Here is a 12173-nt window from a genome sequence, read left to right on the forward strand (position 1 = left end):
CGCATTCTTGGCAGACTGTTCCCCGTTCCGACTTCCCTGCCCTGTTCTGGAGAGGCCCCATCATGACGACCACCGAAGTCCCCGCGCTCGCGGCGACCATGCGCGACGGATTCAAGGACTACGGCACCGGCGAGGCTGCGGTCCGTGCCCTTGACGGCATCAACGTCGACATTGCACGCAGCGAGTTCACGGCGATCATGGGCCCCTCGGGCTCCGGAAAGTCAACCCTGCTGCACACGCTCGCCGGGCTGGACGGGCTGTCCGCCGGCTCCTCGACCATCGCAGACACCACCATCACGAGCCTGTCCGAGGCGCAGATCACCGAGGTCCGCCGCAAGTACATCGGCTTCGTGTTCCAGTCCTTCAACCTGATCCCCTCACTGAACGCGCGCGAGAACATCACGCTGCCGCTGGACATCTCCGGCACCAAGGTCGACCCCGAGTGGTTCGACAACATCATCGGAATCTTGGGACTGGGAGAGCGCCTCACCCACCTCCCCGCAGAGCTCTCCGGCGGCCAGCAGCAGCGCGTAGCGGTCGCCCGCGCCCTCGTGGCCCGCCCCGAGATCATCTTTGCCGATGAGCCGTCCGGAAACCTGGACTCCAAGTCGGGCTCTGAGCTCCTCGCCTTCATGCAAAGCGCCGTCAAGGACTTCGGGCAGACCATCGTCATGGTGACCCACGACCCCACCGCCGCCGCATACGCCGACCGCATCCTCTTCCTCGAGGACGGCCAGATCGTCGACGAAATGCGTGAGCCCACTGCTGACCGCGTGCTCGACCGCATGAAGCAGATGGGGCACTGATCGATGTTCCGCCTTGCACTGAAATCCGTTAAACACAGCCCCAAGCGGCTGATCCTCACTGCGTTTGCAGTGGCACTGGGTGTATCGCTCGTCGCCGCGACGCAGGTGTTCACCAATTCGCTGTCGTCAGGCTTCTCTGACCTGTTCGAAGACATCTACGCAGGCTCCGACGTCATCGTCGAGGAAGCGCCCGATGCAGATGAGGACGAGGGAGACCCGTTCGCTGCGGCCGAGGGAATCCTCTCCTCTGATGACGTGGATGCAATTGGCGCCGTCGAGGGTGTCGAGATTGCCGCAGGCGGCCTCCAGGTTGCGGGTGCCGTTCTAGGCCCCGACTACGCCGAATCCGCCGGAGGCGATCCCTTCGCAAACGCAGGTCCGCCCAGCCAGATCGTGAACTGGTACGGAGATCCGCGCGTGGACCAGGCGACCGTTATTGACGGACGCGGCGTGGAATCCGACGGCGAGGTCGTGCTCGATGTCGACTCCGCCCCCACGCTCGGTTACGAGATCGGCGACGATGTCGCCATCGCGACCGAGACGGGTGTGAGCCTGTTCGAGCTGGTCGGTACCGTCCGCTTCGGCGACGAGAACAACCTCCAGGGCGCCACGCTCGCGTACGTCTCAGACGCTGACGCCCACACGCTCGCTGACGACCCCAACTACTCCTCTGCGGCCGTCATCGCCGCCGAGGGCGAGGATCTTGATCGCCTCGCGGGTCGCATCGGGGATGTGATCCCCGAAGGCACTCGCGCCATTACCGGCGAGGACAAGGCAGCCGAACAGACCGAGCAGCTTGACGACGTCCTGCAGTACGTGGACATCTTCGCCATCGCGTTCGGCCTCATCGCGCTGTTCGTCGGTGCGTACATCATCGTCAACACGTTCCGCATCATCGTGACGCAGCGCACGCGCGAATTTGGCCTCATGCGCGCCATCGGCGTCACGGGATCGCAGATTCGCCGCATGATCCTGCTCGAGGCGGTCGTCATCGCCTTCGTCGCATCGACCCTCGGCATCATCATGGGTTACCTGCTGGCTCTGGGCTTCGCGGGACTCGTGACGCTGTTCTCGGGCGACATCTTCGGCACGCTCACGCTGCCGCTGGATGCCGTGCTGTGGAGCTACGCGTTGGGTACGGCCGTGACCATGATCGCTGCGATCATGCCTGCGATTCACGCCTCACGCATTGCGCCCATGGAGGCTTTGCGCGAGTCCGCCACCAGCGGCAAGAAGCCGCTCAAGGTGCGCAACATCGTCGGTTCCGCCATGTTCCTGGTGGGCGCAGGCGTCATCTCGATCGGCCTATTCGGCGACTTTGAGCGTCCCTACATCTACGTGGGTGCCGGTGCAGTCACGCTGGTGATCGGTGCAACGTTGCTGTCCGCGCAGATCCTGTCGCCGCTCGCTGGCGCAATGCGCCCGGTGCTGTCGCGGTGGTTCCGGGTGGACGGCAAACTTGCCGCGAACAACATTCAGCGCGAACCGCGCCGCTCGTCCAACACCGCCGCGGCGCTGATGATCGGTGTGATGCTGCTCGCACTCGTCGCGACGTTCACCGAATCCCTGAAGACGGTCGTCACCGAGGAGTTCGCCTCCACGCAGGCGGACGTCTTCGCCACCTCGTCGCAAGGAGCGATGCCTCCCGGCGCGATCGACGCGATCGAGGGCGTGGACGGCGTCGAGCTCACGAGCTCGATCGGCTTCTCGCAGGCCCAGTACGACGACATGGCCTACTCGGTCGCCGTCTTGGAGCCAGAGACTGCGTCCGAGGTCTTCGAGTACCAGAGCGAGCCGTCGGTCGATGAGCTCGGCCCCGGCCAGACCTACATCGATGCCAACATCCAGGATCTGGGCGTTGAGGTCGGCGAGGAGATCACCCTGACGAGCCCCGAGGGTGACGTCACGCTCGAGGTGGCCGGCACCCTCTCTCGTGAGGGCGAAGGCAACTTCTGGGTCGACTTCGCCACCGGCGAGGACCTCTTTGGCGAGGTGCCAATTGTCCAGACGATGGTCGTGTTCGACGACTCAATCGTCGCTGACGATGCCGACAACCCCGACGGCGCGACAACCGTCTCGGAACAGACCGAGGCCGTGCAAGCCGTGCTGACCGACGACTACCCGCTGGTCATCCTGGCGCAGCCCGGTCAGTTGGAGCAGCTCGCCAACACCTTCATCGACCTGCTTCTTGGCGTGATCTCCGCGCTGCTGGGCTCGGCACTCGTGATCGCCCTTCTGGGTGTCGCGAACACGCTGCTGCTGTCGGTGACGGAGCGCACCCGCGAGATCGGACTGCTGCGTGCGGTCGGCCTCAAGCGCTCGTCTGTGTGGCGCATGATCACCGTCGAGTCGATGGTCATGGCCATCTTCGGCACCGTGCTGGGCATGATTCTGGGTGTCGCGCTCGGATCGGCGCTGGTGCTGTCGCTGGCCGACTTCGGCTTCGACGGAGTGACCATTCCGTGGATCTGGCTCGCCTTCTATACGATCGCCGCCGCAGTCGCGGGTGTGCTGGCCGCTATCTGGCCCGCATGGCGCGCGTCACGGCTCAACATCCTGGCCGCGATCGCCGCGGACGGCTAAGCCGGACACGCGAACGACACCTGCGCCCCCTTTCCCCTGGCCGTACATACACGGCGGGGAAAGGGGGCGCAGTGCGTTCTGGCCGTACATTGTCGGTGAGCCGCCGGCGGGCAACCGATCTACAGACTGAGCCCCACGCACACGGGCTCAGGCACAAGCTCCACGCCGAAGCGCTCCGCCACACCCGCCTGCACAGCACGCGCCAACTCGACCACGTCATCGGCCCGCGCGGAGCCCCGATTCGTGAGCGCCAAGGTGTGCTTGGTCGACAAGGACGCCGGAGCATCGGCCCTCACTGCGAAACCGCGCGAGAAGCCAGCCTGCTCGATGAGCCACGCAGCAGACGTCTTGACCAGCCCATCGGTGGCCGCAAAGCGGGGGGCATCGGCGGGGAGCCGGTCGGCATCGGCCGCGGGCAGGATCGGGTTGGTGAAGAAGGACCCCGCGCTCCACGTGTCGTGGTCCGAGCCATTCAGGACCATGCCCTTGCGGCCACGAACCTCAAGCACGGCGGCGCGCACATCAACCAGCGGCGCACGCTCCCCCTCGGCGACGCCGAGCGCCGCAGCGAGCTGGGCGTAGCGAATCGGCGCGGACAGCGCGCCAAAGCGCATCTGGAAAGTCACGTCGAGAACGATGTAGCGCGGGCTGGGCCGCCACACTTTGCCATCGGGAGCCAGTCCGCGCATCGACTTCTTGAGAAGCGAGTCCCGGTACCCGAACCCACATGCGATCTGCGGCAGCGTCCGCACGCGACCGTCGGCACGGTCCCACACGCGCACGCTCGCGATGGTGTCCGCGACCTCAGCTCCGTAGGCACCCACGTTCTGCACGGGGGTCGCCCCGGTGGAGCCCGGGATGCCCGACAGCGCCTCGACGCCGACCCAGCCCTCGGTGCACGCCTGCTCGCCGAAGGCGTCCCACGGCAAGCCGGCGGTGGCCGTCGCTGACACGCCCCCACACATTCCGTCGTCCTGGACGCTGACCTCGCGGCGTGCGTCTCGCAAAACAATGCCCTCGAAGCCCTCATCCGCGATAAGCAGGTTGGAGCCGCCACCGAGCATCAGGAGCGGCGTGCCGGACGCGTCCGCCTCGCGAACGGTCTCTATGAGTTCGGCTTCCGTATGTGCCTCGACGAGGGAGCGGGCGGGCCCGCCCACGCGCAGGGTGGTGAGCTCAGCGAGCGAGACAGTCATGGCTTCAGCGTAGAGGGCCGATGCCCGGGTTGAGGATGGACGCCCGTCACCGGCGTGCGGTCTCGCCAGGGGTGGTCGCGGTGGGATCGGCGGTCTCGGAGGTCTCGGAGGTCTCGGAGGCGTCCTCGTTCGCGGGCGCGTGCTTGTCGTAGTGCTCCGGCGGAACCGTGCCAGTGTCCGCACCGACGGTGGCGTGCTCGGTCGCGTGGCGCGTGCGCTTGGATCGGCGCAGGCGCACCTGTCCGGCGCCGCGTACTCCTTGGGCAAACAGCAACGTCACCGTGGATGCGATCGCGACAACCAGCAGCGCCTCACGGAGAGGTACGAACTCACCGAGCTGACCAACGATCTGCGGCACAAACAGTCCGGCCAGTGTCGAGAAGGAGGTCACGGCGGCGACGCGCGCGGCGGCGTGCTTGGGGTCATCGGCGGCTGCAGTCATGAGGATCGGCACGCCCAGTGCGGCGCCCATGCCCCACAAGATCACCGCGAGCGGAACAAGCCACGGGGTTGGCGAGAAGGCGAAGATCGAGATGCCGGCGATGACGCTCAGTGCAGAGAGCCGCAGGACGGTGACCCGGCCCAGGCGGGCGATGATGGGCGCTCCGAGCCAGCGCACGGTCACCATGGCGACCACGAACAGCCAGTAGATGACGGCACCAATGGCCTCGCTGCCGCCGAAGTCATCAACAACGCTGAGGGCGAGCCACTGCCCAGCCGTCATCTCCGTCATCGCGGCGGCGCAGATGAGGATTCCCAGCAAGATGACGTGCTTATTGCGGTACTCCTGCTTCGCTGTCGCGAAGGGTCCGCCGATGCTCGCGGCCTTGCTGTCTTCGCTCGGCATGCCGTTCATGGTGGCGGCGGGGATGATCGCGAAGCGGATGATCGTCATGATGATGACGGCAGCGACAAAGTGCCAGGTAGGCGCGACGTGCAGCGCAGAGGCGCCCGCACCGATCGCCAGCCCCGCGGCCAGACCGATCGAGAACGTCGCGTGAAACTGGCTCATCACCGCCCGGCCCATGTGCCGCTCGACCTCGGCGGCCTCCGCGTTCATCCCGACGTTGATGAACGAATAGGAAAAGCTCATGAGGAAGTAGCCAGCGGCGAACAGCCACGGTGAGGGCAATTCCATGGACAGTGCGATCACGCTGAACGCCCCGAGCACACCCCAGTTGGCCCACCCCAGAACACGGCGAGTGCCAAATTGGGCGGCCGCCCAGCCGGTGACGAGCAGGCCCACCAGGGCCCCGAGCGCTCCAAACATGATGAGCGTCGCGAGCTGCGCCGAGGACGTGTCGAGTGCGTCCCGAATGGATGGCATGCGCGACATCAGCGTTGCCATCGAGAAGCCCATCAGGGTGAACAATCCGAGCACCGCGAAACGGGCAGAGCGCACCCGCGCCACAGTGGGCGCAGTGGTGGGCTCGAAACGTCGCACAGCAGGCATGACTTCCTTCAGTTTTGTTGGGGGTCCCCCGTAATTAGCCAATGTGAGGATGAGGGCACAACGGCGCTACGATGCGCTCAGACGGGGGTACCGACCATGGTACGCGCGTGGATAGTGAAGGAGTCACCGTGGCATCGAAGCGACGACCCACCATGGCCGATGTGGCAGCGCGCGCGAAAGTGTCACTGTCGACCGTCTCCTTGGCCTACTCCGGCGCCGGCCCCATCTCCGATGACATGCGCGCTCGCGTCATCAAAGCCGCCGAAGAACTCGACTACGCGGGCCCGTCCGCGCAGGCTCGTGCGCTGCGGTCGGGCCGCTCTCATGTGGTCGGCGTCGTCATTCACGACCAGCTCTCCTTGGCCTTCCGCGCCCCTCTGATCCTCAACGTCATGGACGGCCTGATCTCCGACCTAGGCGAGATGGGACTGGGCGTCCTGCTCATCCCCTCCCCCAGCGGCAAGGAGGGCGAGAAGTCCCTCCTCGAAACGGCACCCATGGACGCGGCGGTCCTGTTCCGCGTTCGCGACCACGACGAGCCCGCCCTCGAGATTCTCCGCAAGCGCGCCATCCCCACAGTGGTGATGGACGCCGATGCCCCCGCCGGCGGCGCGCAGGTCAGCATCGACGACGGCGCCGCAACGGTGGAACTTATCGAGCACCTGCAGGCCCTGGGCCACGAACGCATCGGCACCATCACGCTGCCGCACGCCCCTGGCGGCGAAACCACGCTCAAGCCCGTTGACTACGACCCCCGTTCTGCGTGGGCGCCCATGCACAACCGCCTCCGTGCGTTCCGCGAGGCCGGCGTCCAACCGTGCGTCGTCGTGGAGTGCCGCGAGTCGATGGTCGCCGAGGGAATCGCAGCGGGCCACCTGGCGCTCACTCACGAGTCCAGGCCAACAGCGCTGATCGTGCAGTCCGACATCCTCGCCGCGGGCGCCGTACTAGCCGCGCGCGAGCTCGACCTCTCCGTCCCGCACGACGTCTCGATCACAGGCTTCGACGGCCTCGACCTGCCATGGATCTCTCCCCTGGAGCTCACCACGGTCGAGCAGGACGGTGAAGGCAAGGGCCACACGATGGCCCGCCTGGTGCGCGAACTCCTTGACGGCGGCGCACCCCAGCAGGTGCTGTCCCCGCTGACCTTCCGCGAAGGAAACACAACCGCCAAGGTGAACCTGGAGCGCTAACGCACCCCGAGCATCGGCCCTCTCCCAGGCACTACTCGCAGTCGACGACCGCCTGGGCCTTGCCCAGAACCTTGGCGCCGTCGAACTCGACGGTCAGGTCAACGCGCGCGGTACGGCGTTCCTCGTCGAGCGCGCCAATCTTGGCGCTGATCGCGACGACGGCCTCGCCGGGGTTCGGAACGGGAATGGGGCGCGTGAAACGCACCTGGTAATCCGACACATTGCCGGCGCCTGCCCACTCCTCAACAACAGACGCACCCACACCCATGGTGAGCATGCCGTGCGCGATGACGCCGGGAAGCCCGACCTCTTCGGCGATGACGTCGTTGTAGTGAATCGGGTTGAAGTCGCCCGACGCGCCTGCGTAGCGCACGAGGGTGTCGCGGGTGATGATGGCCTCGCGCTCAGCGACGACCTGCCCCACCTCGAGGCCGGCGAAGCTAGGACTCGTTGACTCGGTCATGCGACCTCCCTCACAGCCAGGGTCGAGGTGACGGTGGATACGGGGGCGCCGTCGACATCGGTCAGTTCCGCGCGGGTGGTCACCATGGAGATGCCCGCGCGCTGCTTGATGGAGTCGATGTGCACGGTCGTGTAGATCACGTCGCCGGCCACGAGTGGGCGCACATGCGTGAAGCGCTCCTCCCCGTGGACCACCATCGAGAAGTCGACGCCGACCTCGGGGTCCGTGACCACATGGAACTCGGACTTCTGGGCGATGATCACGGCGAACGTCGTGGGCGCGACCAGGTCCTCGTAGCCTTCCGCCTGCGCAACCGCGACATCGCGGTGCGCGCCGGAGTAGGCGTCGACGGCGTCGGCGAACTCGCGGATCTTCACGCGAGTCACCTCGTAGGGCTCAAAGGGGCCGTACGAGCGGCCCACTGCATCTGCGTTTACTGGCACACCATCAGCCTAGCGAACCGGTCGCGACCACCGGCGGGCGGGGCGCGCTCCGCGGGAGGCCGGCCGTCGTTTCGTTCATTCTTGGATTTCCGAGAATGAGAAATGCGAGGCCAAGGCCCCTGCGCGATTGCCGTTGCGGCATACGCGTCCCTGCGGTGGACTGGGGAGATGATTCCGACAGTGCTCATCATCGGCCTCATCGTGGGTATCGCACCAGCGCGGTCTCTGCGCGCGAAGGCCATAGGCGCAGCAGTCCTCGCGACCGCGTGGGCCCTGCTCATCACCTTCACGCTCGACGGCGGGCTAGCGACCGTCGGCGTCGCGTGGCTCGTCGCGGCCGTCAATGCAGCCCTGGGTATTGCCGTGGGCGCAGGCTTGTGGGCACTCATCGTCCGGGTCCGTCAGCCGGCGTCCGCCTGACCGGCCCCACAGACACACACGGGCCGATGCTCGGGCTGGCTTCCGTACGTAAGCCAGCCCGAGCATCGGCCCTAGGTCTGTTTTACGACAGCGCGGAGAGGATGGGTCCCAGCGCGAAGTAGAGGACGAACGCGCCGGCCGCGCCCCACATCAGCGGGTGAACCTTGCGGGCGCCGCCGGTGAAGACCTGGAGGACGACGTAGGAGATGAAGCCGACGCCGATTCCTGCGGAGATCGAGTAGCCGAACGGCATGATGATGAAGGTCAGGAAGGCCGGGATGGCGATCCGGTAGTCCTTCCAGTCGATCCCGGCGACCTGGGCGACCATCAGGAATCCGACCACGACGAGGACGGGCGTTGCGGCCTCGAACGGCACGAGCGCGTACAGCGGCGTGAGGAAAGTCGACAGCAGGAAGGCGATGCCGGTCACGACGGAGGCGAGACCGGTGCGCGCTCCATCACCCACACCGGCGGCGGACTCGATGTACGAGGTGTTCGAGCTGACCGAACCCAGACCACCGGCGGCGGCGCCGACCGAGTCGACGAGCAGGATCTGCTGGGTGCGCGGCGGGTTGCCGTCCTTGTCGTTGAGGCCCGCCTCGGAGCCCACGGCCGTCATGGTGCCCATCGTGTCGAAGAAGTCGGTGATCAGCAGCGAGAAGATCATCAGCAGCGCGGTCAGAACGGGCAGCGAGGTGAAGCCGCCGAACAGGTCGACCTGGCCCACGAGGGAGAAGTCTGGGGCGGAGACCACGGAGTCGGGGATGGCGGGAACAACGAGGGCCCAGCCGTCGGGGTTGTCGGCACTCTTGGCGCCCAGGCCGGCCACGGCCTCGACAATGACCGCGATCACGGTGGCGGCAATGATCGACAGCAACAGCGCGCCGCGGACCTTTTTAGCCATCAGCACGATCGCGATGAACAGGCCAATAACGAACACGACCATGGGCCAGGTGGAGATGTATCCGCCGTTGCCGAACTGGGTGGGGGTGCCTGCGCCGGTGGTGACGATGCCTGCGTCGTAGAGACCGATGAAGGCGAGGAAGAGGCCAATGCCGACGGCGATCGCCTGCTTGAGGAACGTCGGGACGGCGGCAAAGACCGCCTTGCGGAAGTTCGTCAGCACCAAGATGAAGATGATGATGCCCTCGATGACCACGAAGCCCATGGCCTCCGGCCACGACATCCCTTCGCGCGAGGCGATCGAGTAGGCGAGGAAGGCGTTGATGCCCAGGCCAGCAGCCATGGCGAGCGGGAAGCGCGCCCACACGCCCATCAGGATGGACAACAAGCCCGCGACGAGCGCGGTGGCTGCGGCGACAAGCGCGAGGTTGGGCTCGGAGCCGCCTCCCAGGAAGTTGCCCTCACCGTCGGCGACTGTGCCGATGATGAGCGGGTTGAGGACCACGATGTAGGCCATCGTGAAGAAGGTGGTCAGACCTCCCCGAATCTCCTGCCCGAAGGATGACCCCCGGGCGGTGACGTCGAAGTAGGTGTCGATCTTCCCGGCGAAGCCGGTGCGCTCAGTGGCGGGCGCGGACATAAGTGCTCCTCAGTAACTTGATGGGTGCTGAGTTCCCAACGGTGATGGCCATCTGGTGCGCTCGGCGAAGCCTGACTGCGTGCTTGTGCAGCACGCGCGCGGCTGAGCGCGGTCACAGCCTACTGGTGAGAAAGGCACGCCCTGGCCACGCCCTCCAGACGCACGAAGGCCCGGCACCTTGCGGTACCGGGCCTTCGTGGAAAAGGTTGTGCTTAGCGCGTCTCGCGGTGCGCGGTGTGCTTGCCGCACTTCCGGCAGAACTTGGAGAGTTCCACGCGGTCGGGGTTGTTGCGACGGTTCTTGCGCGTGATGTAGTTGCGGTCCTTGCACTCGGTGCATGCCAGCGTGATCTTCGGGCGAACGTCGTTCTTTGCCATGGGTCTCTCCCAGCCTTGTGATGACGCGCTCTTGCGAAGCGCGGTCGCAGATTGAACACCTGCGTCGTAGCGAGGGCGGGACTTGAACCCGCGACCCCACGATTATGAGTCGTGTGCTCTAACCAACTGAGCTACCCCGCCGCGAGAATGGGACAGCCGCCGCGTCTCTGGCGAGATGCGACGGCACCCATTCTTGGAGCCCCGACAGGGAATCGAACCCTGGACCTTTTCCTTACCATGGAAACGCTCTACCGACTGAGCTATCGGGGCCAGCCGGACTAGGGTACACGGACTTGAGCCCGGAAGTGAAATCGGCGGCTGGGGTGCCTGGAAGCGCATCGGCGCGCGACCCCTCCACTGTGTCACACAGCCCCTCTAGGGTGACAACGTGACCTCAGACTTGAGCGCGGCAGAGGCTCGCCGCATCTTCCTTCACGCCCAGGACCTGGGCCGCGCAAGACCACGCAAGACACCGCGCCCCCGCGACATTGAGGCCTACCTGGAGCGTCAGGGGGTTTTGCAGCTCGACACGGTCAACGTGCTCGCCCGCGCCCACTACATGCCGCTGTACTCGCGCTTGGGGCCCTACGACACCGCCATGGCCGACCACACTCTCTGGGGGCATGAAGCAGGCCACGCCGCGGAGGCCTTCGAGCACTGGGGCCACGAGGCATCCGTGATGCCGCGCACCTTGGTGCCGCTGATGCACCACCGCATGGTCTCGCCGTCGTCGTGGCAGGCACGCACGCGAGAAAAACTGGAGGCCGAGCGGCCGGGCCTCATCGCCGCCGTCCAAGAGGCGGTCGAGTCAGAAGGTCCCGTCACCGCGGGCGCTTTGGACCACCTCGCACCGCGGGAGCGACCCAAGGGACAGTGGTGGGATGCCAGCCACGTGAAGGTGGCGCTCGAATACCTCTTCATCACCGGGCGTGTGGCCGCTTCGCGAGGGCGTCACTTTGCACGGACCTATGACTCGACGCAACGGGCGTGGGGCCTGCCGCCATCGGACCAGGGCGATTGGGGGCAGCCTGCGCGCGAAGCGCACCAAGCGCTGTTCGATCACGCGCTCACCGCGTCCGGCATCGGCACTGTCAAGGACCTGTGCGATCACTTCCGGTTGCCGTTCCAGGCAGGCGCGCGTAGCCCCGATGTCGCGGGCGGCATGGCGTGGGCGACCTCCGCGGTCGAGCGGGGGCTCGCGCAGTGGGTGACGGTAGAGGGCTGGGAAGAACCCACCTTGCTGAGGGCCGATGCCGAGGTTCCCTCCCGCATGACCGGCGCCACCTTGCTCAGCCCCTTTGATCCGGTGTGCTGGTTCCGACCGCGCCTGAAGCGCATGTTCGGTATGGACTACCGGATCGAGATCTACACCCCTGCCCACAAGCGCCAGTACGGGTACTACTGCCTGCCGCTGCTCATCGGCGATCAACTCGTGGGACGGTTCGATCTCAAGGCGGATCGCAAAGCAGGGACCCTCTTAGTGCAGGCAGCATGGTCGGAGCCGACCCCCGCACCCGGTGCCCGGCGAATCTCAGCCGCGACGACGGCGAATGTCGCGTCGCGGGAATTCCTCACCGTGGCGCGATGGTTAGGACTGCAGTCAGTGCGCTCGGGCCCCCGCGGCAACTTAGCTCCGTCGCTAGTACCGGCCATCGTGAACGCCGCGCGCGACTGAGACGAAGCCGCGTTATGGTGA

11 protein-coding genes and 2 tRNA genes are annotated in these 12173 nt (G+C 66.2%); 5 read left to right on the forward strand and 8 right to left on the reverse strand.

The genetic code is table 11. From position 1 onward, the window contains the following. The first annotated feature begins 62 nt into the window (after positions 1 to 62). Together AOP74_RS03790 and AOP74_RS03795 are read left to right on the forward strand one after the other, a co-directional pair. Positions 63 to 806 carry an ABC transporter ATP-binding protein gene (locus tag AOP74_RS03790; protein WP_061960996.1) on the forward strand — a complete coding sequence of 248 codons (744 nt, stop codon included), beginning with the start codon at positions 63 to 65 and terminating at the stop codon, positions 804 to 806. A gap of 3 nt (positions 807 to 809) precedes the next feature. Next, the gene (locus tag AOP74_RS03795; RefSeq protein WP_061960997.1) at positions 810 to 3389 is read left to right on the forward strand and encodes an ABC transporter permease; all 2580 of its coding nucleotides are present in this window, start codon (positions 810 to 812) and stop codon (positions 3387 to 3389) included. Positions 3390 to 3508: 119 nt separating this feature from the next. Here AOP74_RS03795 and AOP74_RS03800 read toward each other — a convergent pair whose 3' ends face one another. Both AOP74_RS03800 and AOP74_RS03805 read right to left on the reverse strand, forming a co-directional pair. Next, positions 3509 to 4585: a UDP-N-acetylmuramate dehydrogenase gene (locus tag AOP74_RS03800; protein ID WP_061960998.1), complete on the reverse strand. Its 1077-nt coding sequence runs from the start codon at positions 4583 to 4585 to the stop codon at positions 3509 to 3511. Positions 4586 to 4631: 46 nt separating this feature from the next. Next, on the reverse strand, positions 4632 to 6038 hold the full coding sequence (locus AOP74_RS03805; protein WP_061960999.1) for an MFS transporter: 1407 nt from the start codon (positions 6036 to 6038) through the stop codon (positions 4632 to 4634). 128 nt (positions 6039 to 6166) lie between these two features. Here AOP74_RS03805 and AOP74_RS03810 point away from each other — a divergent pair, with 128 nt between their 5' ends. Further along, on the forward strand, positions 6167 to 7231 hold the full coding sequence (locus AOP74_RS03810; protein WP_236683708.1) for a LacI family DNA-binding transcriptional regulator: 1065 nt from the start codon (positions 6167 to 6169) through the stop codon (positions 7229 to 7231). Positions 7232 to 7262: 31 nt separating this feature from the next. Here AOP74_RS03810 and AOP74_RS03815 read toward each other — a convergent pair whose 3' ends face one another. Together AOP74_RS03815 and AOP74_RS03820 are read right to left on the reverse strand one after the other, a co-directional pair. Then, a complete protein-coding gene (locus AOP74_RS03815; RefSeq protein WP_061961001.1) occupies positions 7263 to 7694 on the reverse strand; it encodes a MaoC family dehydratase in 432 nt (143 codons plus the stop codon). After that, on the reverse strand, positions 7691 to 8137 hold the full coding sequence (locus AOP74_RS03820; RefSeq protein ID WP_061961002.1) for an FAS1-like dehydratase domain-containing protein: 447 nt from the start codon (positions 8135 to 8137) through the stop codon (positions 7691 to 7693). The genes AOP74_RS03815 and AOP74_RS03820 overlap by 4 nt, the downstream gene beginning before the upstream one ends. A gap of 168 nt (positions 8138 to 8305) precedes the next feature. Here AOP74_RS03820 and AOP74_RS03825 point away from each other — a divergent pair, with 168 nt between their 5' ends. After that, positions 8306 to 8557 carry a hypothetical protein gene (locus tag AOP74_RS03825; RefSeq protein WP_152649152.1) on the forward strand — a complete coding sequence of 84 codons (252 nt, stop codon included), beginning with the start codon at positions 8306 to 8308 and terminating at the stop codon, positions 8555 to 8557. Between the two features lie 82 nt (positions 8558 to 8639). Here AOP74_RS03825 and AOP74_RS03830 read toward each other — a convergent pair whose 3' ends face one another. The 4 genes from AOP74_RS03830 to AOP74_RS03845 form a co-directional block, all read right to left on the reverse strand. Continuing rightward, positions 8640 to 10100, reverse strand: coding sequence for an NCS2 family permease (locus AOP74_RS03830; protein WP_061961004.1), 1461 nt, complete (start codon positions 10098 to 10100; stop codon positions 8640 to 8642). 212 nt (positions 10101 to 10312) lie between these two features. Beyond that, complete coding sequence (rpmG, locus tag AOP74_RS03835; protein WP_042213233.1) at positions 10313 to 10477, reverse strand: 50S ribosomal protein L33; 165 nt, start codon at positions 10475 to 10477, stop codon at positions 10313 to 10315. A 67-nt stretch (positions 10478 to 10544) separates the two neighbouring features. Continuing rightward, a tRNA-Met gene (locus AOP74_RS03840) sits at positions 10545 to 10618 on the reverse strand. A 53-nt stretch (positions 10619 to 10671) separates the two neighbouring features. Further along, a tRNA-Thr gene (locus tag AOP74_RS03845) sits at positions 10672 to 10747 on the reverse strand. Positions 10748 to 10865: 118 nt separating this feature from the next. Between AOP74_RS03845 and AOP74_RS03850 the strand changes: the two genes are divergently transcribed. Beyond that, positions 10866 to 12152, forward strand: a complete 1287-nt coding sequence (locus AOP74_RS03850; protein WP_061961005.1) for a winged helix-turn-helix domain-containing protein — start codon at positions 10866 to 10868, stop codon at positions 12150 to 12152. Positions 12153 to 12173 lie beyond the last annotated feature (21 nt).

It is taken from the genome of Demequina flava, from assembly GCF_000975035.1.
GTDB lineage: Bacteria > Actinomycetota > Actinomycetes > Actinomycetales > Demequinaceae > Demequina > Demequina flava.